Annotated in this window: 22 protein-coding genes and 1 tRNA gene; 4 read left to right on the top strand and 19 right to left on the bottom strand. The window is 62.9% G+C overall.

Annotation, left to right across the window (positions count from 1 at the left end):
- Positions 1-88 precede the first annotated feature (88 nt).
- Positions 89-484 carry a bacteriohemerythrin gene (locus GTA51_RS17755; protein WP_160963484.1) on the bottom strand — a complete coding sequence of 132 codons (396 nt, stop codon included), beginning with the start codon at positions 482-484 and terminating at the stop codon, positions 89-91.
- 286 nt (positions 485-770) lie between these two features.
- Here GTA51_RS17755 and GTA51_RS17750 point away from each other — a divergent pair, with 286 nt between their 5' ends.
- Complete coding sequence (locus GTA51_RS17750; protein WP_160963482.1) at positions 771-2,477, top strand: amidohydrolase; 1,707 nt, start codon at positions 771-773, stop codon at positions 2,475-2,477.
- 128 nt (positions 2,478-2,605) lie between these two features.
- On the opposite strand, the gene GTA51_RS17745 is transcribed toward GTA51_RS17750, so the two are convergent.
- Genes GTA51_RS17745 through GTA51_RS17730 form a run of 4 tightly spaced genes read right to left on the bottom strand, consistent with a single transcriptional unit; the run spans position 2,606 to position 4,763 of the window.
- Complete coding sequence (locus tag GTA51_RS17745; protein ID WP_160963480.1) at positions 2,606-3,661, bottom strand: sulfite exporter TauE/SafE family protein; 1,056 nt, start codon at positions 3,659-3,661, stop codon at positions 2,606-2,608.
- A 46-nt stretch (positions 3,662-3,707) separates the two neighbouring features.
- Positions 3,708-4,007: a hypothetical protein gene (locus GTA51_RS17740; RefSeq protein WP_160963478.1), complete on the bottom strand. Its 300-nt coding sequence runs from the start codon at positions 4,005-4,007 to the stop codon at positions 3,708-3,710.
- 54 nt (positions 4,008-4,061) lie between these two features.
- Positions 4,062-4,589: a universal stress protein gene (locus GTA51_RS17735; protein WP_160963476.1), complete on the bottom strand. Its 528-nt coding sequence runs from the start codon at positions 4,587-4,589 to the stop codon at positions 4,062-4,064.
- A 6-nt stretch (positions 4,590-4,595) separates the two neighbouring features.
- Positions 4,596-4,763, bottom strand: a complete 168-nt coding sequence (locus GTA51_RS17730; protein ID WP_160963474.1) for a hypothetical protein — start codon at positions 4,761-4,763, stop codon at positions 4,596-4,598.
- 250 nt (positions 4,764-5,013) lie between these two features.
- Here GTA51_RS17730 and GTA51_RS17725 point away from each other — a divergent pair, with 250 nt between their 5' ends.
- Complete coding sequence (locus GTA51_RS17725) at positions 5,014-7,059, top strand: S16 family serine protease (RefSeq protein WP_160963472.1); 2,046 nt, start codon at positions 5,014-5,016, stop codon at positions 7,057-7,059.
- A 135-nt stretch (positions 7,060-7,194) separates the two neighbouring features.
- Here GTA51_RS17725 and GTA51_RS17720 read toward each other — a convergent pair whose 3' ends face one another.
- Together GTA51_RS17720 and GTA51_RS17715 are read right to left on the bottom strand one after the other, a co-directional pair.
- Positions 7,195-8,550, bottom strand: a complete 1,356-nt coding sequence (locus GTA51_RS17720; RefSeq protein WP_160963470.1) for a sigma-54-dependent transcriptional regulator — start codon at positions 8,548-8,550, stop codon at positions 7,195-7,197.
- Positions 8,547-10,004: a sensor histidine kinase gene (locus GTA51_RS17715; RefSeq protein WP_246198214.1), complete on the bottom strand. Its 1,458-nt coding sequence runs from the start codon at positions 10,002-10,004 to the stop codon at positions 8,547-8,549. The genes GTA51_RS17720 and GTA51_RS17715 overlap by 4 nt, the downstream gene beginning before the upstream one ends.
- Before the next feature lie 292 nt (positions 10,005-10,296).
- Here GTA51_RS17715 and GTA51_RS17710 point away from each other — a divergent pair, with 292 nt between their 5' ends.
- Positions 10,297-11,232: a DMT family transporter gene (locus tag GTA51_RS17710; protein ID WP_160963468.1), complete on the top strand. Its 936-nt coding sequence runs from the start codon at positions 10,297-10,299 to the stop codon at positions 11,230-11,232.
- A gap of 1,028 nt (positions 11,233-12,260) precedes the next feature.
- Here the strand turns inward: GTA51_RS17710 and GTA51_RS17705 are convergent.
- From GTA51_RS17705 to GTA51_RS17670, 8 genes are all read right to left on the bottom strand, one after another.
- Complete coding sequence (locus tag GTA51_RS17705; protein ID WP_160963466.1) at positions 12,261-13,325, bottom strand: hypothetical protein; 1,065 nt, start codon at positions 13,323-13,325, stop codon at positions 12,261-12,263.
- A 64-nt stretch (positions 13,326-13,389) separates the two neighbouring features.
- A complete protein-coding gene (locus GTA51_RS17700) occupies positions 13,390-15,171 on the bottom strand; it encodes a vWA domain-containing protein (RefSeq protein ID WP_160963464.1) in 1,782 nt (593 codons plus the stop codon).
- 323 nt (positions 15,172-15,494) lie between these two features.
- On the bottom strand, positions 15,495-15,860 hold the full coding sequence (locus GTA51_RS17695; protein WP_160963462.1) for a translation initiation factor Sui1: 366 nt from the start codon (positions 15,858-15,860) through the stop codon (positions 15,495-15,497).
- Positions 15,861-15,897: 37 nt separating this feature from the next.
- Positions 15,898-17,520: a B12-binding domain-containing radical SAM protein gene (locus tag GTA51_RS17690; protein ID WP_160963460.1), complete on the bottom strand. Its 1,623-nt coding sequence runs from the start codon at positions 17,518-17,520 to the stop codon at positions 15,898-15,900.
- Positions 17,521-17,714: 194 nt separating this feature from the next.
- Positions 17,715-18,470: a zinc ribbon domain-containing protein gene (locus GTA51_RS17685; protein ID WP_160963458.1), complete on the bottom strand. Its 756-nt coding sequence runs from the start codon at positions 18,468-18,470 to the stop codon at positions 17,715-17,717.
- An 18-nt stretch (positions 18,471-18,488) separates the two neighbouring features.
- Positions 18,489-19,523, bottom strand: a complete 1,035-nt coding sequence (locus GTA51_RS17680) for a Nif3-like dinuclear metal center hexameric protein (RefSeq protein ID WP_160963456.1) — start codon at positions 19,521-19,523, stop codon at positions 18,489-18,491.
- A 132-nt stretch (positions 19,524-19,655) separates the two neighbouring features.
- Positions 19,656-19,731, bottom strand: a tRNA-Ile gene (locus GTA51_RS17675).
- A gap of 53 nt (positions 19,732-19,784) precedes the next feature.
- Positions 19,785-20,702 carry an NAD(P)/FAD-dependent oxidoreductase gene (locus GTA51_RS17670; protein ID WP_160963454.1) on the bottom strand — a complete coding sequence of 306 codons (918 nt, stop codon included), beginning with the start codon at positions 20,700-20,702 and terminating at the stop codon, positions 19,785-19,787.
- A 209-nt stretch (positions 20,703-20,911) separates the two neighbouring features.
- On the opposite strand from GTA51_RS17670, the gene GTA51_RS17665 reads away from it, so the two are divergent.
- On the top strand, positions 20,912-23,674 hold the full coding sequence (locus GTA51_RS17665; protein ID WP_160963452.1) for a hybrid sensor histidine kinase/response regulator: 2,763 nt from the start codon (positions 20,912-20,914) through the stop codon (positions 23,672-23,674).
- Between the two features lie 219 nt (positions 23,675-23,893).
- Here GTA51_RS17665 and GTA51_RS17660 read toward each other — a convergent pair whose 3' ends face one another.
- From GTA51_RS17660 to GTA51_RS17645, 4 genes are all read right to left on the bottom strand, one after another.
- Positions 23,894-24,913 carry a WD40 repeat domain-containing protein gene (locus GTA51_RS17660; RefSeq protein ID WP_160963450.1) on the bottom strand — a complete coding sequence of 340 codons (1,020 nt, stop codon included), beginning with the start codon at positions 24,911-24,913 and terminating at the stop codon, positions 23,894-23,896.
- Positions 24,910-25,887, bottom strand: coding sequence for a CobW family GTP-binding protein (locus GTA51_RS17655; protein WP_160963448.1), 978 nt, complete (start codon positions 25,885-25,887; stop codon positions 24,910-24,912). The genes GTA51_RS17660 and GTA51_RS17655 overlap by 4 nt, the downstream gene beginning before the upstream one ends.
- Positions 25,888-25,992: 105 nt before the next feature.
- Positions 25,993-26,202 (bottom strand): hypothetical protein, encoded by a 210-nt coding sequence (locus GTA51_RS17650; RefSeq protein WP_160963446.1) that lies wholly within the window; start codon positions 26,200-26,202, stop codon positions 25,993-25,995.
- A 225-nt stretch (positions 26,203-26,427) separates the two neighbouring features.
- On the bottom strand, positions 26,428-26,676 hold the full coding sequence (locus tag GTA51_RS17645) for a hypothetical protein (RefSeq protein ID WP_160963444.1): 249 nt from the start codon (positions 26,674-26,676) through the stop codon (positions 26,428-26,430).
- Positions 26,677-26,932: the final 256 nt, after the last annotated feature.

Genomic DNA, 26,932 nt, shown 5'->3' with positions numbered 1-26,932 from the left:
GAACTTGATGTCATGGCAATTTATGCCATTTTTTCAAAATTGATCGCCTAAGTGGAAAGGCATCATGAGCTTGCACCAGTTGTCGCTTTCAGGCGTCAAGCCTTTTCTTAGCCGGACAGTAATGATCTGTATTGCTGATATGTTCGATCAGCCATTTTTTCAAAAAATCCAAAATCGTTGGAAGCATAGTGACTTCCGTCTCCGTTGTTGCGGTAAAGTCCTTGATTTTTGAAACAAAGAATGCATGCTCGGACATGTGATCGAACAGATCGGGGTATTTGAATTTTTTCATGGAGCGCTCTTCCGTGGCGAAGTGCATAAGCGCGTATTCTTTGAGTTTGGTTACGATTTCCGGCACGATGGCAGCATTGCCGGCCACCGAGGCTTCATGCAGGGTGTTGAGCATGGTCACAAGGGATTGATGCTGGGCATCGATTTGTTCGACACCCACGGAAAGTGCCTCGTCCCATTGAAAATAGGCCATGCCCGGACTCCTGGTGAAAAGTGTTGGGGATCGTGGCGTTGGAGTGTTTGGCGTGTTGGCGCACCAGATCCGGTCTTGGGACGCTGCCACTGCCAGTGGAAATTATACCGCATAGCCAAGAATCGCAATATCGTCGCGATCCGACTCCTGTCCACGATGCGTTTTGGCGTCCTGAAAAAGGGCCTTGTCCTGTTTGGGCAGGGCAAGGCTGCCAGGGACTGGAGCCGCTTTGGCGAGCGCACGCGTCAATGGTGCAACACAACAGTTTTTCCTGTGAGGGAGTGCCATGCGAAATGTTGTCTTTCTCCTCGCCGTCCTTTTGTTCCCGCTGCCCCAGGCCGCTTTGGCTGCCACCCCGCCCGAAACGATTTATTGCAACGCCAGGATCGTGACCCTTGACGCTGCCGGGACCGTGGCCCAGGCCGTGGCCGTGGCCGAGGGCAAATTCCTGGCTGTGGGCGACAACGAAACCATCAAAGCCCTGGCCGGACCGGCCACAAAAATCATCGACCTCGGCGGCCGGTTGGCCACACCCGGCCTTATCGACGCCCACAGCCATCCCATGGAAACGATCTATCTCAAGGACGCCTGGGTCGACTGCCGCTATCCGGGCACGCCTTCCATTGCCAAGGCCCTGGCCAATATTGCGGCCTGGGCGGCCAAGACGCCCAAAGGACAGTGGATTTACGTGGCCTGTGTTTCGGCCTCGGAAAACAAATTCGCGGAAAAACGCCTGCCCACCAAGACCGAGCTGGATGCGGCCGCGCCGGACAATCCGCTGGTCCTGGCCAACGGCGCGCATCAGGTCGTTATCAATAGCGCGGCCATAAAGGTGCTTGGCCTTGTCAAGGGCATGGCCAGAATGGCCCACGGTGCGACGGTGGTGCTTGGGCCGGACAAGGAACCGACCGGCGTCGTCCTCGACTCCCAGTCCGACATTCCCACCAACCCGACCCTGGCCAATCTGACCGACGCCTATACCAGCGGCATCCAGGATCTTTGGAACCGCAACGGCTTCACCTCGGTCCTGGCCATCACCCCGGCCGCCGCCCTGCCGGTGTTGCAGCAGATCGCCGCCACCGGGGCCAAGCCGCATCTGCGTTACACCGTCTCGGTCTGGACCGCTTCCAACGCCCAGAATATGCCCGAGGACTTGCGCCCCTTTGCCATGCCCGAGGGAGCCGATCCGGCCTGGTACCGCTTTGCCGCCATTAAAGACTGGGTGGACGGGGAAAACGACGCCCGCAGCGGCTATATGTGCGAGCATTATCTCGGCCATGATCCGACCGATCCGCCGGGCGGTCACGGCACCCTGGTGACCGATCAGGCCGGGCTGGACCGTTTTGCCGCCATTGCCGCCCGAAACGGTGTTATCCCCATGATGCACTGCTCGGGGGACGAGGCCATGACCATGGGCCTTGACGCCTCCGAAAAGCTGCTCAAGTCCGGCCAGCCCGCGCCGCTCATGCGTCTTGAGCATTTCGGCATGTTCCAGCTCAAAGATGGTCAACTTGCCCGGGCAAAGGCCCTGCACGCCCGGGGCCTGCGCATCTCGGTCCAGCCCATTTGGCTGACGGAACTGGTGAAGGCGGATTTCGAGAACATGCCGGCGAAACTGGCTGCCTCGGGTTTCCAGTTTCGCTCCATGGTCGAGGCCGGCCTCGAGCCGGCGGCCAGCACCGATATGACCGGCATTTATCTTGGCAACATCACGCCCCTAAAGGCCATGGCCGCCTGCGTCACCCGTGAATCCGACGCCGGCGTTTTTGAGCCGGAACAGGCGCTTACCGTGGAGCAGGCACTTCGGATGTGGACGACCTGGGCCGCGGCCTCCATGGGCGAGGCCGAGGTGAAAGGCAGCATTGCGCCCGGGAAGTACGCAGATATGACTGTTTTCACCGACGACCTGTTCGCCATCCCCAAGGAGCGGATCAAGGACGCCGGCATCGCCATGACCATCGTCGGCGGCGACGTGGTCTATACGAACAACTAGTGTTGTGTCGTTCCCCGCACCGCGGGGGAAGGCGAACCGCTGGGAAACCGCTGCCAACAAACAGGAAACCCGGGGAAGGCTGCGTCGGCAACCTTCCCCGGGCGTGTTGATTGGGTGTGAACGCGCTTCTAGGCTTCCTGGGCCACCGGTGCAGCCGCCGGCCGTTTGGCCCGGATCATGCTGCCAAGGATAATGACCGCACCGACCACCAGGGAAAAGACCATAAAGGCGAAGCTTACTTTGTCGAGCAGGGCCACAGTGGCCTCGCTGACATCCATAAGGCCCAGCTTGCCCAGGTATTTCGGCATGGCAAAGCCGCGCGACAAGGCCACGATCAGCATGATGGAACCCATGACGATCTTGATCATGTGCTCTTTGACGAAAGTGGTGCCGATGGCCCCGAGCTGCACGCCCAACAGCGACCCGGCCAGGATGATAAGGGTCAGGCGGATGTCGATCATGCCGTGCATGGCCCAGTTGATGGAACCGGCCAAACCCATGACAAAGGCGATGACCAGCTCGGTGGCCGAGGCGACCAGACTGGTGGCCCCCAGGATGTAGATCATGCCCGGAACGCCGACGAACCCGCCCACGGCGATGGTGGCGGCGAGCAGGCCCGTAGCCAGCCCGACAGGCAGTAAAAACCACATGGAAATGCGCAGGTTGGCCTTTTTAAAGGTCAGCATGGGCCACAGTTCGATTTTTTGCAGCCGCAGCGCCAGGGAACAAACCTGTTCTTCGCTGCACGACCGGGCGGACTTGATGGCGTCCACCATGACAATGCTGCCCACCACCACCAGCACGACCACAAACGAGACGCTCACATAGAGGTCGGAACCGGCCTGTCCCCACAAGCCCAGAATGAAATTCTGGATCTTGATGCCGATCTGCACGCCCACACCGGCAAAGGCGGCCAGATACAGGCCCAGTTTGATGTCCACCTGGCCGTAGCGGTAGCGCTTGATGGAGCCGACCAGCGCTTTGGGAAATTTGTGGCACATGTTGGAGGCAACAGCCACGGTGCCGGGAACGCCCAGGCTCATCATGCCAGGCGTCAGCACAAAGGCCCCGCCGGAGCCGATGAAACCGCTGACCAGGCCGCCGATGAAGCCGACAATGAAGAGGAAGATGATTCCCGAGGCGTCGAGTTGAATGAACCGGGTCGCTTCGCTTAACATATCCATGGGAGACGCTCCTTCAAGTCCGTGCTGGGTGTCGTTTGGGGGTAGCTTAGGCGTTGACCGTGGCCCGGGGACGGGTGTCCTTGCGCACAGGGGCCTGCACCGCAGTCTTGGCCGGGGCCTTGTGTACGGCAGTAACACCCAACACTTCCCACAAGGTGCCGGCGAAGGTGCCGTGTATCCAGGAGAAAAGAAATACGGTGGCAATGGGCAGCACCGTGTAGGCACCACCCCGGGCAGATGTGGTCAGCAGGATATCCTGGAACTGGTACACGGCCGCATACAGCGCCACACTGCCAAGCCCGTACAGCAGCAACTTGCCCATAGGCTTTTTCCCTTTCGCGTGCATAAACAAAACTCCTTAATTTGTGTCGTGAAGGAACGAGGGAGAGCGCTGCCCTCCCTAACCGGTGACCTCAAACAAGGGCATGCTCACATGGAATCCGTCTCTGGCTCGCTGTTCCCTGGCCGCCAGAACGAATTCAACCCGTCGCAGCCGTCCGCATTCCTGCTCCACCACCTCGGCCGGCCGGCCAAAGCACACCACATGGCGAAAGCCCACGCCGAGCCGGTTGGCCTCCTGGGAAAATTCCCTGGCCGAGCGTTTGGCTTGGCGCAAAAAAAGTTCCCTGGCCTGGGCCGGATCACCGCCTGTCGGCTCGGCAACGCTTAAGCCCACGATCTCCGTGCCAAGCCGCCCGGCCACGCCCAGGGCGCGACGGATCAGCGACGGGGGAAATTCCGGGTCCGTGGAGACGGCCACGATTTTTTTCCCCTCAATGCCGGACGCAGCCTGCTCCTGGTCGAGCAAAGACAGGCCGTGTTCGGCCAGCCCGACTTCCTGGCCGGTATCCTCCAGGAATTTACGCAGGCGGGCGGTGCGCCGCAGGATGATGCCCGGTTGCGGCGCATCGCCAAAACGGTTGGGCATAGCTGGCTAGACCCGCACGCGCGGCCGGTTGTCGCTGCGCTTGGTCGCGTTGACCGTTTCCGTCGTGCTCTGGGACGTCCGGTCCAGCAGCTCCTGGGTGTCGCGCGGCAGATTGCGTTCGGCAAAAGCCAGGGCGGCGAAAACGGTTTCCACATGCTCCCTGATACTGGCCATGTCTGCGTCCTCCTTGCGTTCTGTGCCTGCGTCATATCAAGAAGCATTCCACTTATTATTTTTTGAAATAATTGACTTTTTTGTGTTGCTCAAAGAAAAAGCGTTGCGATGCGCAACGCTTTCGGCCCAAGCCCCCGGCCTGGCTGTGTTGCGAATCGCAACGCCTATTGCAAAACGTTACACCCCCCAAACAGGCAGTTGCGTCCAAGCGGAAAAAGCACGTATCCAGGCTGAAACCACCGGAGAAACCATGCTCTTTTTTCAAAAACGCACGGAAGGCGCGCTCCCCCCGGCTCCCACCAGCGACCTGGAACAGCTTAAAGCCAGGATCGCGTCCCAGGAACTGCCGTTTCATGCCCGGGAGGCAGCCAAGCGTGAGCTTGAACGCCTGGAAAAGACTGATCAGTCCGTGGCCGAATACGGCGTCGGCCTGGCCTATCTCGATTTCCTGCTGGGGCTGCCCTGGGTGGTCGCCACGCCGGATCGGCTTAATCTGGCCGAGGCCGAGGCGGTGCTGGCCCGACGCCACCAGGGGCTTGGGCAGATTAAAGACCGGGTGCTGGAATATCTGGCTTCCCGGGCGCTGCGCAACGTGGCGGATTTCCATGTGCTGGTGGTGGACGACGAGGACATTGCCCGGGCCAATCTGGAGCATGTGCTGCGCAAGGAAGGCTATCGCGTGCGCGGGGCGGCCAATGGCCTGGAAGCGTTGGAAGAGGTGCGGCGCTGGGAGTTTGATCTCATCGTCACGGATCTCAAAATGGACAAGATGGACGGGCTGGAGCTTCTGGCAGCGGCCCGGCAGGTGTCGCCGGCCACCCGGGTGATGCTGGTGACGGGCTTTGCAACGGTCGACACAGCGGTTGCCGCCATGCGCCAGGGGGCGGTCTATTATCTGGCCAAGCCGGTCAATTTGGACGAATTGCGCTCGACCGTGGCCCGGTTGGCCGGGGAAAAGGCCGCGCCCACGGCCTTTCGCAGCCCGGTGTTGTGTTTTTCCGGCCCCCCGGGCACGGGGAAGACCTCGGTTGGCCAGGCTATTGCCGAGGCCCTGGGGCGCAAGTTCCACCGCATTTCGTTGGCCGGCCTTCGCGACGAGGCCGAGCTTCGCGGCCATCGGCGCACCTATGTCGGGGCGCTGCCGGGGAGGGTGCTGCAATCCATCAGCCGGCTGGGGGTGCGCAATCCGGTCTTTATGCTCGATGAGATCGACAAGATCGGGAAGGATTTCCGGGGCGATCCGGCGGCCGTTTTTCTGGAGATGCTTGATCCCGAGCAGAACGGGCAGTTCGTGGACAACTACCTGGAAGTCCCGTTCGATTTGTCCCAGGTGCTTTTTATTGCCACGGCCAACGACGTGCGGGAGCTTTCCGGGCCGTTGCTCGACCGGCTGGAGGTCGTGCCGTTTGCGGGCTACAGCGCCGGGGAGAAAGTGGGAATCGCTGCGAGCCATTTGCTGCCGCGCCAACTGCGCGAACACGGCCTGACCCATCCCTATCCCGTGGTCACGCCCCAGGCCATCCGGGCCGTGGTGGACGGCTACACCCGCGAAGCCGGGGTGCGCAATCTGGACCGCGAACTGGGGCGCATCTGTCGCAAACTGGCCAAGCTGCGCCTGGAAGGCACGACGCCGCCGGGTGGTCAGGCGGTGCCGGCCGGCGGCGCCGACGCCACGGTTGTCGACGAGGCGCTCATTCCGGCCCTGCTCGGGCCGAAACGCTTCATACGGGAGGCCGCCGGCAGCACGCCGCGCGTGGGCGTGGCCACCGGGCTGGTCTATGCCGACTACGGCGGGGAAATCATTTTTGTGGAAGCCATCCGCATGAAAGGAACGGGCCAGCTCCTTCTGACCGGGTCGCTGGGCGAGGTGCTGCGGGAATCGGCCCAGACAGCGCTTTCGCTGGTGCGTTCCCGGGCCGGGGAATTGGGCCTTGACCCGGACCTTTTCGCGACCCAGGACGTGCATGTGCACATTCCGGCCGGCTCCATCCCCAAAGAGGGCAGTTCTGCCGGCCTGACCCTGGCCCTGGCCTTGATCTCGCTTTTTACGGATAAGGCGCTGCGGCCCGACGTGGCCATGACCGGGGAGATTACCCTGACCGGGTATGTCCTGCCTGTGGGCGGCATCCGCGAAAAGGTGCTGGCTGCGGCCCGGGCCGGTGCCCGGCAGGTCATCCTGCCCGAGGGCAATCGAACCGACGCCCTGGCTCTGGCCGGCACGGACGGCCCGGAGTTGGAAACGCTGTTCGTGCGTACGGTCTTTGAGGCGCTGCCCCTGGCCCTGGTTGGCGACTGAGACATGACCGGTCGCGGGCGGGGAGGCGCAGGCTGCGGCGAGGCGGGAGTCAGGGCAGGGCGTTTTGTCTGGGACAGGAGTCCCAGGCCCGAGCGGCTCCGCCGGTAGTGATCGGCGCGTTGGCCGGGAAGGGCGCTATTCGGCCAGCCCCAGGCGTTTGACCTTGCGCCACAGCGACACCCGGTCGATGCCGAGTATTTCGGCCGCCCGGGTCTTGTTGCCGTCGCAGTGTTCGAGGATGGCCTGGATGTGGCGGCGCTCCAGTTCTTCCAGAGTGACCAGGGGCGGGCCTTCGTGCTTGACCAGGGCCGGGGCTTCCTCGCTTAAATCCTGGGGCAGATCGCCGGGTTCGATGACCTCGCCCTTGGTCATGATGACGGTGCGCTGCACGATGTTTTCCAACTCCCGGATGTTGCCGGGATATTCATAGGCCATGAGCCGCCGCACCGCCTCGGCGGAAAAGCCCGAGAGCTTTTTATTCATGGCCGCCGCATACTTGGCGATAAAATAGCCGGCTAGAAGCGGAATGTCCTGGCGGCGCTGGGACAGCGGCGGTACGCGCACGGTGATGACGTTTAACCGGTAATACAGATCGGCCCGGAACAGTCCCCGTTCGACATCGCTTTTGAGATCCTTGTTGGTGGCGGCCAAAAGGCGCGCGGTCACCGCAATCTCTTGCGTGCCGCCCACCCGGAAGAAATGCCGCTCCTGGAGGACGCGCAACAGCCGCACCTGCATGGTCAGCGACATCTCCCCGATTTCGTCTAAAAAGAGCGTGCCCTCGCCCGCCACTTCCAATAGGCCCTTTTTGAGCGTCGAAGCCCCGGAAAAGGCCCCTTTCTCGTGGCCGAAAAGCTCGTTTGCCAGCAAATCCTCGTTAAACGCGCCACAGTTGATGGCCAGAAAGCGCCGGTCGCTTCGCGGACTGGCTTCGTGGATGGAGCGGGCCACCAACTCCTTGCCGGTACCGGTCTCACCCAGAATCAGCACCGTGGAATCGGTGGGGGCGATGTGGTGGATATTGTCTTTAAGCGCCTGGATGGCCGGGCTTTCGCCGATGATAAGCGAGGTGCGGCCCAGTTGGGCCACTTGTCGGGAGAGCCGGGCCACTTCCAGGCGCAGCCGCCGCTTGTCCATGGCCTCGGCCACGGTGGCCCGCACCTCGGCCAGCCCGTAGGGCTTGGTCAGATAGTGGCAGGCTCCCAGGCGCATGGCTTCCACGGCCGTGGCCACGGTGGCGTGGCCGGTCATGACCACCACTTCCGTGTCCGGCCACAGCCGTTTGGATTCGGCCAGCACAGCCAGTCCGTCCAGGCCCTTCATGCGCAGATCGGTGAGCAGCAAATCGAATTCGCGCTGGCCAAGGAGGGTGAGCGCCTCTTCGCCGCTGGCAGCGGCCGTGGTGGTGTAGCCTTCCCGGCGCAGGATATGGCTTAAGTTGTCAACGGCGATGGCTTCGTCGTCAACGATGAGGATGGCACCGGAAGTCATGCGTTCTCCGGGGCGCTGCCCGGCAGAGGCAGGCGGATGACGAAACACGCGCCCTGGCCGCCTGTTTTCTCGGCCACGATGGAGCCTTGATGCTTTTCGATGATGCCAAAGACGATGGAGAGCCCAAGGCCAGTGCCCTTGCCCACTTCCTTGGTGGTGTAGAAGGGGTCAAAGATTTTGCCAAGGGCCTCGTCCGGGATGCCCTCCCCGGAATCTTTCACGGTAATGGTGGCCATGCCGGCTTCTTCCCAGGCCGTTACCGTGATGGCTCCGGGAGGCTCGGTGATAGCCTGGGCAGCGTTTAAGAGCAGATTAATGAGCACTTCCTGCATGCGGGCGGCGTCGAGATCAAGCACCAGCCCCGGCGCGATGTCTTGCGTCAGGGTGATCCACGAGGGCACCTGGCTGGACACCAGCCGGCAGGCGTTGGCCACCACAGCGGCCAGGGCCACGGGCTTCATGCTAAAATCCTTGGCCCGGGAAAATTCAAGCAGGCCTTTGACAATGTCCCTGGCCCGCAGGACCTCCTGCTGGATATTGGCAAGCATTCGGGCGGCAAAGGCCGGATCGCACTCGCCTTGCTCCTCGATAAGGATCTGGCAGGAGGTCGAGATATTATTGAGGGGATTGTTGAGCTGGTGGGCGATGCCTGAGGTCAACACGCCCAGGGACGAGAGCTTTTTTTCCTGAATGAGTTGGTCCTGGCGGCGTTTGAGCTCCCGGGTCATGCGGTTAAAGGCTTCCAGGACGCGCTGCGTCTCGTCGTTGGACTGGCGCGAGTGGGGAACTGGAAGGGTCTGAAAGTTCCCCTTGCCGATTTCCGCCGTGGCCTGGGTGATGACGCCAAGGGCCCGCAGGATTTTTCTGGCCAACAGCAGGGCCAATACAATCCCGGAGACGGTAATGAACACCCCGGAGACGAGGAGTTGGCGTTTGAGGGTGGCCACGAGCTGGAGGGTGCGGCTGCGCTCGGTGTTTTTAATCGCCAGGGACAGGTCCACCATGTCCTTGCCGGTCTGGCGCAGAGCGTCAAGGAGTTGGGCGGGTGAGGCGGTTGTGCCGTCCGAACCCAGGTCCAGCACCCGGGCCTGGTAGGCGTCCAGGGCGGCGATCAGGCCGGCAATGGCCCGATGAGCTTGGCCGTCGCGGACATCGGCCGCCATGGCGGCGAGCATGGTCCGGGCCTGGTCGATGTAGCGCAGGGATTCGTCGAAATCTGCGGCATGGCCGTAGAGCAGATAGTTTTTCTCGTAGCGCCGCACTTCCAAAATGGTGTTGGAGAGATCATCGGCCATTTCCATAAGGCCAAGCGTCGCTTCCAGGCGGATCAGGTACTGGTACGACACCACGCCGATCACGGCGAAAAGCAGCACCGGGATGATGACGCCGACCAGCACTTTCTGGCGGATGGTGAGATGGGGCAGGGACGTAACAAGCGGCGTCAATCTGGGCAAGACATCCTCCCGGGAGATTGCCGTCGGGAAACCCGGCCGGTCTGGCGGGCACGGTACGCCGGTCGCCAGGCTTTGTCAGCCGGCCAAACGGCCACCCAGATGACAGGCCGGCCGCACGATGGCGGTCGGGCACAGGATGGCTTGGCCGGTCGCACGATGACCAAGGTCGGCTACAGGATGGCTTGACCGGCCTTGGTGGCAGCAGGAGGTGCCGCACGGTAGGTGTCGCATGGTGCCGCAATTGACAGGCCACCCTGGCGTGGCTAGGACAACGCAGCGAATAGAATATCTTATGAACACACACGATTTGAAAGCAAAAGCCCGGCTTGGCGGCTATCTGGCCGCCCTGGCCGCCACGGTCCTGTGGGCCGGCAATTTTGTGGTGGCGCGCGGCATCGCCCACGAGATACCGCCCATCCAGCTCAATTTCTGGCGCTGGACCGTGGCGCTGGCCTGCCTGCTCCCCCTGGCCCTGCCGAAGCTGCGGGCGGATCTGCCGGCCATGCGGCGCAATCTGCCCTATCTGACGGTCATGGGCCTTTTAGGCGTGGCCGCGCTCAATTCCTTTATCTACAAGGCGGGCCAGACCACCGAGAGCCTTAATATGGCGCTGCTTGTGCCCACGGCCCCCATCATGATCATTGTCCTGTCGCGCATCGTGTATGGCGAGCCCATCACGCCGCGCCGGCTGGGCGGCGTGGCCGTGGTGCTGCTGGGCGTTGTCGCCCTGGTGTCGCGCGGGGACTGGCGGCATATTGCCTCGGTGCAGTTTATGCCCGGGGATCTCTGGGCCTTGGCCGGGGCCGCCTGCTTTGCCTTCTATTCGTTTTTAATCCGCAAGCGTCCGGCCGACATCTCCATCGAGGGCTTTAATGCCGCGATGTTCGTGCTTGGCCTGGGGCTCATGCTGCCGTTTGTGATCTGGGAGGGGCTCGTCTTGCCGGGGCCGGTCTGGAATGCCCGGGTCGTGGCCGGGGTGTGCTACGCGGGCATTGGCTGCTCCTTTGGGGCGTATCTGCTCTGGACCAAGGCCATCGCCTCCATCGGCCCGGTGTTGGCCGGGATGGTGTATTACACCTTGCCGCTTTTCACGGCCATCGAATCCGTGCTGCTCCTGGGCGAGCGCGTCTCCCTGGTCCATCTGCTGGGCGGGGCGCTCATTGTTTCCGGGATCATGCTGGCCACCATTGACCGGCGCGTTTTGGCCATGAGTCGGCCGGTGAAATAGTGTCGGCCCCTGCACGTACCTAAAAACCGGTCCTGGGCAGCGTCTCCTCAAGCACTTGCCGGCACAACCCATCCCAGGCGGGCGCCCACAAAAAAGCCTCGCCTGATTCCAGGTGGAATCAGGCGAGGCGGTTGTGACTCTTTGTAAGGCGTTGTCGAAAACCCGTTCCTGCAACCCTATGTGACAGTTGTCGGCTTGCTTCGGTCGTTGCGACCGGGCCGAGGGCTTGTGCTTGTGGCGAGAAGGAGTTTCCTTTCGCCTTCCGGCATTCGGAGAGAACCTCCGCTGCCGCAGCATTTTGGCTCCTCGTTTAGCCGGGTGTGGAACACGCTCGCTTGTTGTGCGCGTTTGCGCTTATTTTTTTCGACAATTTCCGAAGTACAGTTCCATCACACGGTTCATACGTCTGCTGTTGGTTGTGTTATCCGAGTCTCTTGCTTTCCAGCGACGATTGGACTTTGCCTATCGTCTCGTCAGCCCTTGTGCACCACGGTGGGGGCTTTCCGTACTTGGCGACTCGTTTCGCCGGCTATGAAGCACTCTGGCCCATTGGCGTATACCATCCAGCTAAGATTCCGTTGTGTGTTGCCGTTGTCCAATTCCAGTGACCCATCTTGACTGCTGCGGCCTGTTTCGGCGCTGTGGCCGTACCGCTTCTGCATTCTTTCGCGATCAGAAAAGTCTTTTCGCCAGTAAGGCCTGGGTTATGCACCCTGCTCGGCCTTTGGGTGGGGCGACTTCCTTCGCCGGGTATGGGAGATGGCGTTCGTGAAAGTGCTTACTCCTGCTCGGGTTCGCCCTTTTGGGCTGCCTTCAGTTTTATAATTAGTTCCTTGTTCTGCGTTGTAAAGAGAAATCTGCAAGAAAGAGTGAAAATTTTTATATCCTGCTGCAATGATGCTTGTTTCCACAAAGGCTCGGCGAAGCTTGCTGGCCTGTCGCGCCGTCCCGGCCGGCCCAGGCTGATCATTTCTTTAAAACAGAAATTTTTGCTATAACATGCAGTTATAACATGAAATTGTGGTGTCCTAGTCCTGGCAGTCCGAAGCCGTCAGCCGCCCGGCAAACCGGCCTTGGGCCGGATCGTAGGCCAGCGCGTAGCGCTCCAGGCACCCGGCCCGGCCCCGCAAATCCACCTCCCACTGGAAGCGACCCTTGGCCGCGTCTTTTTGCACCGGCCAGAAATTGAGCCAGTTGGTAGTGGCGACGGTCTCCTTGCCGGCCTCGGTGCTGGTCAGGGCGACGGCATACTGCACGGCCTGGTCCTTGGCCGGGTCGTAGCCGAAGACCGAATACAGCATGAGCATGCAGTTGCCGGCCGAGGCGAGGTAAAATTCCCGGGCCGTGCCGTCGCCGGTCAGGTCGCGCAGGGTGAGCAAGGCCGGGCGGCCTTCCTGGTCCTTGCCGGCCGTCAGGGGGACGAAATAGGGGAACGGGCGTGCGGCCGGGATGCGGTAGGGCAGATCGAAGCTGTCGCCTTCTTCCATGGGGTCGGCAATGGAAAGGGTATTGCGCAGGACGCCGTGTTGGGTGTCCAGAAGCGACAGCCGGGTCGGGCCGGACCAGTACGAGCCCCGACTCTGGTCCGGGCAGGTGTAGACCTCGCCCTTGGCATGCTCGTTGCGTTTGGGGTCGAGCATCCACAGCACATAGGCCCGCTCTGGTGCGCTTGGGCCGAGGGCGGCGTATTCGATGATCCTGGCCCCCGGTGGCAGGAGATCGGTCCGGCCGGCCAGGAAGGCGACGTTGCCAAGCGGGCCGCTTTTCTGGGCGGCGGCCGGAACAACGAATTTCCCCTGGTCGTTTTCCGCAAAGACCTCGGCGGTAAAGGCGTCGATGCGCCAACGGCTGTTTTGGCGCGCGGCCTGGCCCGGACAGCCGCCGGCATCGACGACGATGGTGTAGCCGCCGTTTCGCAGGGAATTGGACACGGGCGTCAGGCAGCTCTGGCCACTCAGGCCCGGCGTGGTCGCGCTGATCCAGGCCAGGAGCAGATTCGAAGCCTCCGCAGCGGACAAGGCAGCCTGGGCGGCTGCGGGCAAGGCCAGTAGGCACAGCGTTGTGGCAAGAAACATACGAAGGGCGCGTGTCATGGGATACCTCCTTAGCCTCTGCGCTGTTGCTGCCCGCAAGCCTGACGCGGCCTTGGCGGCGACATTACGGCTGCCCCTGGCGCAATGTGTCCAGAACCTCCAGTTCCTGCGTAAGGCTGGCATCCTGACAAGGGGCCATTTCTTCTTGGAAATAGTCGCGAAAGCGGGAGAATTGCTTGCGCTGGGCGGCTGTCAGCCGCAGTTGCCGGGACTGGCGCTCCCACTCGCCAAGTTGGGGCCGGCCGTCCGGTCGTGGCGCGGCGGCCTCCTGTGCCGGCGTGTCGCGCTCGGCGCTCCCGGCGGCCCCAAGCCAATCCCGCAACAGCGTGGCGTAGCGGGCCAGCAGGATGCCCTTGCGGATCGAGGGCGTCTCATAGGCCACGCCGGCCGGCCGGAAATCCACGGTGGCCGCTGTTTCGTGGCGTTTCCCGGAGCGGTCTTCGTAGCGGGCTGTGAGAACAATGCCCGGATTGTTCCCGGTTTTTTTCAGACGCAGCAGGATCAGACCGCCGCGTGACCCCTCGTCGGTGGTGGGCGAGGGAAACAGCGTGTTGACCCGCATAAGTTCGCCCGTGGCCGCGTCGGCCTCGGGCGAGCCGTAGACCGTGTCGATGGCGTAGCCCGCACTCGTAAAGTCCAGGCGCAGATCGAACACCAGCGGCGTCACCATAAAATCGAACTCCGCATCCAGGCGCTTGCGAAACGCGGCGGCACTGTGGACGGAATACGAATTGGCCCCCCGGGCCTTGGTGATGGCCTCCGTGAGCGCCGTATTAAAATCAACGCCGATACCGATGACCGTGGCATAGAGTCTGGCTTTGGCGTTGTCCTCGATGCGGCTTAAAAACGCCTTGTCCGAGGTGTCACCGATATTGGGCATGGCGTCGGTCATAAAGACGATGCGGTTTTCGTACTGCCCCGGATCGCTCTCCCGGGCCGGGCGCATAAGGTCAGTAGCCAGGGCCAGGCCGGCGTCCAGATTGGTGCTGCCCAGCGGCCGCAGGGCGCGGATGTGGCCCTTTATGGCCGCCATGTCGCGCTGGCCCACCGACCGCAGGGTCAGGGCGGTATAGGCGTACTGGTCAAACAGGACCAGGCCGAAGCGGTCGTCGGGGTTGAGATGGTCGAGCAGGGCAATGAGCGCCTCGGCGGCAGCGGCCAGCTTGCTTGTCCCCGCGTCCTTCTCTGTCCCGGTTGCCTCGTGGCGGTTGCCGAAGCGGTCGTAGTAGTACTTGTCAAAGGGGGAGGACATGGAACCGGAAACATCCAGCACCAGCATCAGGTTTAGCTTTTTGCGGCTGAAATCAGCGGCCTTGACCCCGGAGCCAAGGCCCACGGACAGATAGTATTCGGGCTTGCCGGTCATGGGATCATTGGACACGGCCGTGGCATAGCTCGGGCAAAAGAGCGTGGTGCCGGCGCACTCCCCGCCCGTGTCAAAGGAGTAGTCGTAAAAAAGGCCTTCGTAGGTCACGTCTGAGGGTTGCGGCAGGAAGCCCTTGGCGATGTTTTCCCGGAAGTTGGCAATGTCCTTGGCCCCGCCGGCAGACAAACCCAAATTGCCGGCCCCCATGGCCGCCGGAGCCGGGCTTGGGGCCGCAGGCCGGGCGAATTTGGCCGCAGGGCCGCCGGCACGGTGGCCCTGGCCGGGCGTATTGCCTTTGTGGACCCGGGCGTAGTCTTCCTCAAACTGCCAGTCGTCTTCCCCGGATCGGGCAGCGGCTTTGGAGGGGGCGGCCAGGGTAGGGCTGGCAACGAACTGATACAGCGCCGTCGTGGTCAGACTGAGCAAAATGAGCAGGACGATGGGGGGCAAGGGCTGGGTGCGACAGTGGAAGCGGGGCATGGCAGACCTCCTGGCCGGAGAACCGGCCCGGGGCAGGACGGCAGGACATCGCCGGGGAGAATGGCCAAAGGAACACGGCTGGGCGCGGGCATCCGCCTTGTCGCTGGTTGCGCTTCCTGGCCGCTGCCGCCGGCACGAGCCGAGTTTGGAGCGTGTCGTTCCAGAAAGATTATGGAAAAGCCATCCGGGCGTCAATGCGCTGCGGCCGTAGTCTGCTTGGGCAGAGGAGCGCCCGCCAGCCTTGCTCTCCGGGCCAGACCCGCTTCAGTATGCCGCAGGCAGGGGGGGCGGCCCGGAACCGGCGGGGGACAGCCGGTAGGTGCTTAGCCGCCGGCGAGTTTGACGCTGTAGCCGCGTTTTTGAAGCTCTTGGGCCAGCACGTCCCGGTTGTCGCCCTGGATTTCGATGATGCCGTCCTTGACCGTGCCGCCGCAGCCGCATCGTTGCTTCAGCTCCCGGGCCAGGGCCGCCAGCGCCTCGCCGGTGAGCGGGACTCCGGTGACGAGGCACACGCCCTTGCCCTTACGGCCCTTGGTCTGGCGGGCGATGCGCACGATGCCGTCTGCCTTGGCCGGGGCTTTGGCTTTGGAGCAGGCGCAACGGTCGGCCGGGTGGCCGCAGCCGGCACACAGCCGGCCTGTGTCCGTGGAATAGACCGGCGTCGAAGGGCGGTTGGCAGGTGGCGGCATGGCGCAGGACATCTCCCGAATGGTGTGATGCCGCGCTTTACAAAGCCGGGGGGCTGGCGTCAAGGCGCGCGCCGGCCATGACAGCGGCCGGGCCAGCCGGGGCGCGCAGTCTGATGGCGGCCTGGGCCTCTATGTGGCGCACAAAGGAAAAGAGGTTTTCGCCCATGCCGCAAAGGACGATGTAGCGCCGCAGGCGGCTGGGATTGCGCCGGGCAACGATGACCAGTTGTCGCCAGAACTGCCAACGCGCCGGCCCGACCACGCCTTGGCGCCAGATGAGGTGCAACAGGGATGTGATGTCCGGGCTGGGGTTTTGCTGCCGGATGTTCGTTGCGGTAACGGGTTTGGGCTTGGGCGCGGCCCCGGGCAGGGAGCCTCGGGTCGGGCGCATGGCCAGGGTGGCCCGCAGCACGCGCCCCAGGTAGGCACTCGGGGTGTAGAGCGCGGTCAGGGCTGCAATCTGTTCGGCAAAGATCGTTTCGATGGGCCGCAGCGGGGTGAAATTGGTCAGGGCGTCCCAGCCGCTTTCCACAATGTCTTCATGGAGCCGGCCCTCGGCCAAGAGCCGGTCCCACAGGGCGGTCAGGGGCAGGGCGCGCAGGACATTGATCATGACCCAGGGCAGATCGGCTGCTTCGGCAAAGGCCTGCATGCGTGCCCCGGCCCCGGGCGTTTCACCGTCCATGCCCAGGATAAAGCTGCCGATGACGCTTAGGCCGTTGGCGTTTATGGCGCGCAGGGATTCGAGCAGCGGGTTGCGCACGTTTTGCATCTTGTGCGCCGCTTTTAAAACATCGTCGTCCGGGGATTCGATGCCGACGAACACATAGGAAAAATTGGCGGCGGTGAGCAGATCGATCAGCGGGATATCCTGCCCCAGATTGACCGAGGCCTGGGTGATAAAATTAAAGGGCTCGCCGTACCGGGCCTGCCATTCGATGATGCGCGTCAAGAGCGCCACTGCCCGGGGGCGGTTGCCGATGAAGTTGTCGTCGGCCACAAAGACCGTGCCCCGAAAGCCCAGGCGACGGATGGCCTCCAGTTCGCCAATGACCTGATCCGGCGTCTTGTGGCGCTGGGCCCGGCCGAAAAGGCTTACGATATCGCAGAATTCGCAGGAAAACGGGCAGCCCCGGGAGGTCTGCAGGGACATGGACTCGTAATCGCCCAGGGCAATGAGATCGTAGCGCGGCGGGGGCGAGTCAGCCAGGGCGGGTTTTTCCTGGCAGACGAAGCGGCCGCTTTTGTGGCCGGCTTCAAGGGCGGCCACCAGCTCGGAGATGGTGTTTTCCCCCTCGCCCTGGATCAGGAAATCGCACCCGGCGTCCAGCACTTCCTGGGGGGCCGTGGTGGGATAGGCCCCGCCGACGGCGGTTGGGATGCCCCGGGCCTTGGCCTTGGCGATGTGTTCCAAAAGGCTCTCGCGCTGGACCAGCATGCCGGTGATCATGACCAGATCAATACCGCGCCAATCGTCTTCGCCAAGGGGGCGCACATTGAGATCGACCAGCCGGATGTTCCAGTCCTTGGGCAGCAGGGCGGCCACGGTGAGCAGGCCCAGCGGCGGGAGCAGGGCTTTTTTGCCGGTCATGGCCAGAGTTTCGCTAAAGCTCCAAAATGACAGGGGTAACGGCGGGTTGATCATGAGAACGTTTTGCATGGTCTGCCGGTGATACCACGCACGGGGCGCGGCTACCACACAATCATTGCCGCTTGAGGCGGCACGCACGCCTGCGCCGGGGGGCGGCAGGTGCGGCAATCCCCTGGCGGCCACCCGGTGTCCGTTGGAAACGCACAAACAAAAAGCCGGCTGGTCGCCGGCTTTTTCATATCGCAAAGGCCCTGCGGGGCAGACTATTCGGCTGCGACAGCGTCGTCGGCCGGCGGTGTTTCAGACTCGATGTGCTCGCTCCAGTAGATCAGACGCTGGCAGTTGGGGCAGCTCAAAATCTGGATGCCCTTTTGCAGCTCGATAAAGGCCTGGGGCGGAATGGCGATGTGGCAGCCCGAGCAGATGCCGGCGGCAACCGGCACGATGACCGGATTTTTCAGGCGCGACCGGATGAACTCGTAGCGCTGCAGGATGGGTTTGGGCACGGCCTGACCGGCGTCCTTGCGGCGGGAGGACAGTTCGGTCAGCCGGCCTTCGGCCTGCTTGAGGCGGGCATCGAGGCTTTGCCGGGCGATGCTTAACTCACTGTCGAGTTCCTTGGCCAGACCATTGACTTCGGACAGCTCCAGGTTTTGACGGGAGAGTTCCTCGGCCACGGTGATTTTTTCTTCTTCCCGGCCGCGGTTCTGCTTTTCCAGGTTGTCCATCTCACGCATCATGGCGTGATATTCTTTTTGGTTGCCCACCTGCATCATTTTGCTTTTGCTTTTTTTAAGCCGCGCGGAATCGCTTTCGATTTCCGAGTCCAGACGCTTTTGCTGGTCATTGAGGTACTTCAGCTTGTCGCGAACGATCTCGGCTTTGTCCTCAATGTCCTGGCGGCGCTTTTCAAGCTCGGTGATCTGCTGGGGAGCGCGTTTGAGGTCATCCTGAAGCAGGACGATTTCGTCATCGACTTTTTGCAGGACCACGAGCTGTTCAATCTGTTTCAAATACATGACTGTCTCTCCGAGTGGTTATTCAGTCCGGGGGGCGGCGGTCCCGTCCGGAAAATGCGCGGTGATGGGGTCTGTTCCCGCAAAATAGCGGACTTCGGGCCCGTCCTGGCCAAAGGTGGCGGCCAGATCGGCGGCAAAACGGCGCATCATGACCTCTTCCAGGGAAAAGTGCCCCACGTCAACGAGGCAGCAGTGGGCCGGCACGGCCTGGGCCTGATGGTATTTGAGATCGCCGGTGACATAGACTGTGGCACCGGCGGCAAAGGCGCGAGCGGCCATGTCCGCCCCGGAACCGGGGCAGTAGGCCATCCGGCCAACCGTTGCCGGCAGGCACCCGGCCAGGGTGAAAAAGGAGCGGGGCAGGAGGGCGGCCAGCCGTTTGAGAAAAACATCGCCGGCCAGGGGCTGGGGCAGATCGCCCACCAGTCCGTAGCCGTAGGGTGTAGACGGTTGGGCCAGTTGCGTCACAGCAAGACAGCGCGACCCGGGGGCGGTCTCGGCCAGGATGGCCTCGACCCGGGCGCGCAGGCCCGGCGGACAGGCTACTTCCAGCAGATGCTCCCCAGGCTGGCTGACGGCCAATTGGGGCAGGGCAGTCAAAGCGGCCAGCGTGTCCGGCCCGGCGCTCCCCTGGGGCAGGGCAAAGCGCAGCGCGAGAAAGGCAACACTGCCGGCTGGTTCGAGAATGTGTTGGTTTTGCAGCTCAAGCGCCTGGGCCAGCCAGCCGGCCGGGCCGTCGGTGACCACGTCCAGGGAGGTGTGGGCGCTATAGAGTGTTGCTCCCCGGCCAAGCACCAGGGTCAGGACGCGATGCAGATCGTCCAGACGGTCGGGCAGGCGCGGGGCCAGGGCCAGGGGGTGATGGGTCAGGACCAGTTGCGCTCCCCAGTCCAGGGCTTCCTCGATCATACCCGGCAGGGGATCAAGGGCCACGGCCAGCCGGGTGCAGTCGGGGACCGTGCCGGCAATCTGGACGCCGCAGCGATCCCAGGAAGCGGCCCGGGCCGGATCAGCCACGGCCTCGATGCAGGTTATGCAGTCAGCTACGCGCATGGGGTAACGAAAAAGGCGCTTTTGGGGCCATTGCCGGCAAAAAAGCGCCTTTGCGGTCTCTCCCGGGTCGCCGCTTTGGCGAAAAAGGCAGGGTCGGGATGTGTGCCGGAATAGATCATGCATCCTTCGTCGTGGTGGGCCTACCAGGATTCGAACCTGGGACCTGCCGGTTATGAGCCGGTGGCTCTACCAACTGAGCTATAGGCCCATCGCCGCGTTGCGAACTGGTATTTATAGGGCGCGCGGCATGGTCCTGTCAAGTCATGGCTGGCTTGTGGCACCGGCCTTTTCGCCCCGGTCCTTGATATGGGCGATGGCTGCCCGGCCGGCCTTGGCTCCTTCGCCCACGGCCACGCTGATCTGCATGAAATGGCCCACGCAATCCCCGGCGGCAAACACCCCGGGGACGTTGGTCTTTTGCTCGTGGTCGGCTTCGATGAAAGCCCCGCGCGTGGCCACGCCAAGCGTCTTGGCGAAATCCAGGGCCGAGGCCTGGCCCATGGCCACGAAAAGCCCTTCGGCAGGGATTGTCGTGCCATCTTCCAGCACCGCCCCGGTCATGGCCGGTTCGCCGGCAAGGCTGGCGATCTTGGCGGTCAAAACCGGGATGCCGGCCTTGGCCAGGGCGGTGGCAAACGGTTCGTCCATGGCCGCAGCCTTGCCCTGGGTGTAGACGGCAACGTCGGAGGTGAAGTTGGTCAATTCCAGGGCCTGATTGGCGGCGTAGTTGCCTTCGCCGACCACGAGCACCGTGCGTCCCCGGAAAAAGAAGCCGTCGCAGCTCACGCAATACGACACGCCCTTGCCCTCGTAGTCGCCGATGTTGGCGATGCCCGGGCGCACCCGGTTAACGCCCGCGGCAATGATCACGGCCTGGGCGGTGAAGGCGTCCTGGTCGGTCTTGACGTCAAACGAGCCGTCCTCGGCCATGTGGACGGCGAGCACCCGCTGGCAGACGATCTTCGTGCCGAAACGCTCGGCCTGACGGATGCCGCGGGTGATCAGCTCGCGCCCGGAGATGGTTTCCGGGAAGCCGAAATAGTTGTCTATGTCGTAGTCGCCGGCGATTTTGGGCTCACAGCCGGCCACCACGGTGGTCATGCCGGCCCGGGCGGTGTAGATGGCGGCCGAGAGGCCGGCCGGCCCGGAACCGATAATCAGGCATTGCGTGTTTTCCATGATCGTCTCCCTTGCCGTGTCGGTCCGGGCTGCTCCAACTGCCGCCAGGCCGGGGCACGGCGGGTCGCGTCGTTGCGAAACGCCGCGATCGTAGAAGCAATTGACTTGCCCGCGTTGTCATGACGGCTTATCTCCCGTACAATGCGCACTTGGACCGGAATTGGCAAGCCCCGCCGGTTGTTTTGGCGGGCATTGCAAAGGAGAGCGACATGGTGGACGCGCTGCTGGGAGGCTACGAAACGACCTTGGAAGGGTTGCCCAGTCTCTACGAAAAAGCTCCGGTCATGCTCCATTCCGTTGATGCCGCCGGCCGGCTGTTGTCGGTCAATGCCATGTGGCGCCAGGTGCTTGGCTATGAGGCCCTGGACGTGATCGGCCGTTCCCTGGGCGAGTTTATGACCGAGGCCTCGAAAAAGGAGATGGAAGCGGTCCTGCCGGTATTTATCAACCAGGGGCGGCTTTCTGATCAAGCCTACCACATGGTGGCCCGTGACGGCCGGGTGCTGGATGTCCTGCTCTCGGCGGTTGGAGAATACGATGCATCCGGGCGGTTTATCCGGTCTTTGGCCGCCATGAAGGATGTCACCGAACGCCGGCGCGGCGAGGAGGCCCTGGCCAAAAGCGAGGAATTGTTCCGGCTGGCCTTTGAAAACGCCAACGAGGGCCTGTCCATCGTTGGCACGGACGGCCGTTTCTTGCGGGTCAACGAAGCCTTGTGTCGTTTCTTCGGCTTCGACGAGGCCCTGCTGCTCACCAAGACCGTTAATGATCTCGCTGCGATAGGCGAGGAGGTCGTCAGCCAGCGTTTTATTGCCCTGGCCCTGGCCGGGGTCAAGGAGCAGTTTCGCTTTGAAAAGCGCTACCGCCATGCCTTGGGCCACGCCCTTTGGGCGCGGGTTTCGGCCAGATTGGTCCGGGGGGACGACGGAGCGCCGCTCTATTTCATCTGCCATGTGCTGGACGTGACCGAGGCGCGGCAAAACGCCGGGCAACTCGCGTTGCACGCCAATACCCTGGAAACGTTGCTCCAGCTTGGCCGCATGCGCGAAGCCGCTTTCTCCGAACTTGGAGCCTTTGTCCTATCCCAGGCCGTGGAACTGACGGCCAGTTCCGGCGGTCTTGTGGCCATGGCCAATCCGGACGGCGATGGGTTTGTCATCTTGGCCGCCACGGCTGCGGCCCGAGCCGTCTTTGGCCTGGCACCGGATGCCCCGGGTTTTACGGCCCACGATGCGCCCGGCCTGCTCGGCGACAGGCGCGGGCATATCCTGGGAACGGACCCGGAGCAGCCGTGCCGTCTGGTCGTGCCCATGCACGAGGCCGCAGTGGTCGTCCTCGTTTTAGCCGTGATCGGGAAGCAGGACCGGTACGGCGAAGACGACGTCCGTCGCCTGACCCTTTTGGGCGAAGGGGTGCTCAATCACGTCAAGGATCGCCGCCGGGAGCAGGATCTCACCCGGGCCAGGCGGCAGGCCGAAGCGGCCAGCCAGGCCAAGAGCGGTTTTCTGGCCAACATGAGCCACGAAATACGCACGCCCCTGTCCGGCATCATCGGTCTGGCCCAGATGACGCTGACCCAGAATCCCCGGCCGGAAATCCGGGAAAACCTGGAACTGATCCTTGACTCCTCCCGGGCTCTTTTGGCTATCGTGAACGATATTCTTGATTTTTCCAAAATCGAAGCCGGGAAGATGGAATTTTTGCCGGTGGATTTCGATCTGCGCGACACCCTTGACCGGACCATGAAGCCCTTCCAGTTCTCGGCCAGGCAAAAGGGCCTGACCCTGACCGTGCGCTTTGACAAGCAGGTGCCGGATATGGTGCACGGCGATCCCGACCGGATCATGCAGGTGGTGCGAAATCTGGTCGGCAATGCGCTCAAATTCACCGACCAGGGCGATGTGGAAGTGGAGGTGTCCTTGGCCCGGTCGGGCGACCCCATGCTGGTGGCCTGCAGCGTGCGGGATACCGGTATCGGCATTCCCGAGGACCGCCAGCACGAGCTGTTCCAGATCTTTTCCCAACTGGAATCCACCCGCACCAAGCGGTTTGTCGGTACCGGCCTGGGGTTGGCCATCAGTCGGCGGCTGGTGGAAATGATGGGCGGGTCCATTGACGTCGAGAGTCTGGCCGGGCAGGGCAGCACCTTTACGTTTACCGTGTCCCTGCGTCCGGCCAGCGAGGCCTCGCGGGAAACGCCGCGCCCCAGGCCTGCGGCCCAGTCCGGCAGTTTTGCCGGGCTGCGGGTGCTTCTGGCCGAGGACAATCAGGTCAACCGGCTTTTTCTCAAGCATTTCCTAACGGAAGCCGGGTGCCAGGTGCGTCTGGCCGAGTCCGGCGGCCAGGTGCTGGAACAGTTGTGCCAGGAACCGGCCGACCTTGTGCTTATGGACATTCAGATGCCGGAGATGGACGGGACCGAGGCCACCCGGCGCATCCGTGACGGCGAGGCCGGTGTTGCGGCCCGGGACATGCCGGTGGTGGCGCTGACGGCCTACAACATGAAGGGGGATCGGGAACGGTTTTTATCGGCCGGCCTTGACGACTACGTCTCCAAACCGGTGGACGTGGAAGAACTCTTTATGGTCATGCGGCGGGTGCTGGACCGGCCAAGCGGGGCCGGCCCGGCCGCAACGTCTGCTGCGTCGGTCATGGATATAGCCTATTACGAGGAGCGCGGCAAAACGGCCTTTGCCCGGGAAATCTGCCGGATGTTCCTGGAGGAAAGTCCGCAGGTAGCGGCGACCCTGGCCCAGGCGGTCAAGGAAGGCCATTGGGAAGCCGTCGCCGACGCCGCCCACGCGCTGCTCGGCATGGCCGTACCGCTGCGCGCCCGGGGGGTGACCGAGGGAGCGCGGCGACTCCAGGAAGCAGGACTCACCGGCGATGCGGACGGCTGCCGCGAGGCCTGCCGGCTCGTCCAAGACGAACTCGCCCGGGTCCAGGCCGCCATCCGCGAACTGCTCGGCTAAGGCGACGCTCCACAAGTGCTCTCTGCCCAGGGCGGCCGGGGGGATCACCCCGGCCGCCGGGGCAACGGTGGTTCCCACCAAGCGCCCCCTCGGCTGTCCCGGTCCCCATCCGCCCAGATTGCCAACCAACGTCAAGAACCCCTTGAAATACTTCTCCCTTTCAGGGGGTCCGGGGGGGATGATCCCCCCCGGCCGCCGGAGGCCTCTTCAAAATAACCCTCAGGCCAGACGCAGGAAAAAGGCCGGGCCGCCGTCGCTGCCGCCGGCCAGCAGCCGGCCGTCCGGTGACCAGGCCAGACAGGTCACCCGATGGCTTTGCAGGGCGAAAAGCGGGGCCGCGCCCCGGCGGTCCACGCTGCCCATAAACACCACGCCGCCGTCAAACCCGCCGGCCACCAGCGGCAGGACCGGATGGGCGGCCACCGTGCCGAGCAGGCCGTGCTCAAACGCCCCGAAGACGAGCGCTTCCCGGGTGGCCGGATCGGTTTCGGCACCCACCGGCCAGCCGACAAAGGCCTGTTCGCCGCCGGTCCACAGCGTATTGCTGTCGCTGGAAAACGACAGGCAGCGCACCTTGGCCGGATAGCCTTCCAGCAGATACCCGGCGGAATTCTCCAGATCGTAGACGCGCACGCTCTTGTCCTGGGTGGCCAGCCCCATCTTGCCGCCGTCCGGCGAAAAAACCAGGGTCAGGTTGGAGCCGGGACCGTCCAGGCGGTTGCCGGTGGAGCCGGGGCGCGGCGGGGCGTAGACCGTCACCCCGTCGTAGTGGCTGGCGGCCAGGGCGCGGCCATCGGGACTGGCGGCCAGTCCGGCGATGGTGCTTGGCAGTTCGGGGAGCAGGCTTGGGGCCAGATCGTCGCCGGTGAAAAGGACCACTTGCTTGCCAACCGTAGCGGCGAGGACGCGGCCGGTGGCGCAGGCAGCCACATGCTCGACCCACTGGCCCGGGAAGGCGGCCAGTTCGCGCGTTCCGGTTTCCAGGCTGGTGAGCATCACCCGGCCGTCGTCGCCGCCGCTTAAAAATCCCTTGGGGGAGGCGGCCAGGCACAGGACGGCGCCGGTATGGGCGGCAACGAATTCTGTTTCCGCTGTTTCCGGATCGACCAGGGCAATGCGGCCGTCGCCCAGGGCATAGGCGATGGTTTCGCCGTCGTCGGCAAAGGCACAGCCGGCCACATAGGCGTTGCAATTGTCCAGAAAAAGGCCGGGCAGTTCGGCGTCAGGGGCAAATGTCATGCGTTTTTCTCCCGGGCCGCGCAGCCGGCAAGCCCCTGTTTGAGCGCCTCGCGGTCGAGGTCGCGTCCGATAAAGACCGCCAGGCTCTGGCGCGTCTCACCCTCGGTCCACAGCGCGCCCCAGGCGGTTTCCAAAAACATGTGCACGCCATGGAAAATAAAGCGCTGCTTGGCCTGGGCCACGTCCATGATGCCCTTGCAGCGGTAGATATCCTGGCCCTTGGTTTGGAGCAGCTCGCGCAGGAAATCGCCCAGGCGCTCGGCGTCAAGCGGTCCGTCGTGGGTCAGGCTGACCGATTCGATGCCATGCGCCTCGATGTGATTGCCCGGGGCGGCGTCGGCCGTGGAAGGCTTGCCGAAGAGCAGCTTGCCAATGTCGAAAGCGTCGCGGTCCAAAAGCGTGGCAATGGGCACGTCGCAGCGAACGGCTGCAACGATTTGTGTGGTATCATTGACGCGTTTGACGGTGCTGCGGATATCCGCCAGCACGTCCGGGGCCACCAGATCGGTCTTATTGAGGATGACCAGATCGGCATAGACCACCTGCTCCAGCACCTGCCTGTTTTCCGCGGCGTGGCGGGTGAAGTGCAGGGCGTCGACAACGGTGGTCACGGAATCGAGACGGAAAGCCTCGCGGGTGTCCTCGTCCATGGCAAAGGTCTGGACGATGGAGGCGGGATCGGCCAGTCCGGTGGTTTCCAGCAGCACGGCATCGTAGGCGCCCCGGCGTTTGGCCAAGCCGGCCAGGACGCGGATGAGATCGCCGCGAACAGAGCAGCAGATGCAACCGTTGTTCATGAGGTAGATCTCCTCGTTTGAGGAGACGACCAACTCGTTGTCGATGCCGATTTCGCCGAATTCGTTGACGATGACGGCAAACCGGCGGCCGTGGTTCTCGGTGAGCACGCGGTTGAGGAGCGTGGTCTTGCCGGCCCCGAGAAATCCGGTCAGCACGGTAACGGGAATGGAAGCCATAAAAAAACCCCCCGGGGTGAACTACGGACCGGGGGGTATCACCAAACGGGCCAAAGGGCCAGCCGGTTTGGGGCCGGAACTGCGGCGTCCTCGCCGCAGTCCGGGTTAATGAATGCTGCCATAATCCAGTTCAAAATCGATCAGTTCCCGGCTGCGATCCACCGCGCGCTCTTCGGTATTGCCGGCCACGCCCAGGTGGGACACCAGCCGTCCCGAACTGTCGTGGATATCAGCGGCAAAAGAGGCGCAATAGTCACCCAGGGACGTCAGATCGATGGAGTAGCCCTTGTAGGTGCGCTGCAGGGTGGTGTTCATTGTGTTCCCTCCTCATTTTCGAGGATAAGGAGATGATAATCATTTTCAACAAAGGCGCAAGCCGGTTGCGGCGGGTTGCAGCAAGAAATTCCAAAAATGAAAAGACGCCGCCCCGTGGAGAGACGGAGCGGCGCATGGTCCGCGTCGGGAGAGGGGGGGGCCGGCGCGGGCCAATAATCAGCCGGAAAGGGCCGAATGGCGCGACTTCCGGCGTTTTGTCAGGGGTTATTCGTCAATCTTGCCAATGGTGGTCACGCAGCAGATCTTATCCCAGCTGTAATAGGTGTTGAGGGTTTCCTCACCCTGCTTGACGGTGATGCGCACGAATTCGTCGCCCAGAAACAGCGTGGCGCTTTCGTAGATCTTTCCGTCATTAATCTGGATTTTCACACCCTTACGCAGTTTTCGGGACAGGGTGCCGTGCACCGGGGAAGAGGCGTATTCGAAGACTTTTTCGAGGGTTTGCTTTTGCATGTAGCAGGCTCCTTTTGACAATTTTCGTCATTTTTCCGTACAGACCTCACTTAACCCTTCTGGAACAAAAATCAATGTCAAAAATCGCCCAGGGTCTCCTTGCTGACTGACTTGTCATGGGATAAATATAGTCAGCTACCCCCGGCAAAGCCGGGGGCATGCAAGGCAGTTAACCGCTCAAAGCGGTGAGAACTGGAGCCGCCTGAAGGCGGCAACCGCTACATCAATTTGAGCTGATCGAGTCTACGGTCTTCAT

This window comes from Solidesulfovibrio aerotolerans, from assembly GCF_009856865.1.
Classification (GTDB): domain Bacteria; phylum Desulfobacterota; class Desulfovibrionia; order Desulfovibrionales; family Desulfovibrionaceae; genus Solidesulfovibrio; species Solidesulfovibrio aerotolerans.
Note: the sequence above shows the minus strand (reverse complement) of the source record. Positions and strands in the feature narration are given on the sequence as shown.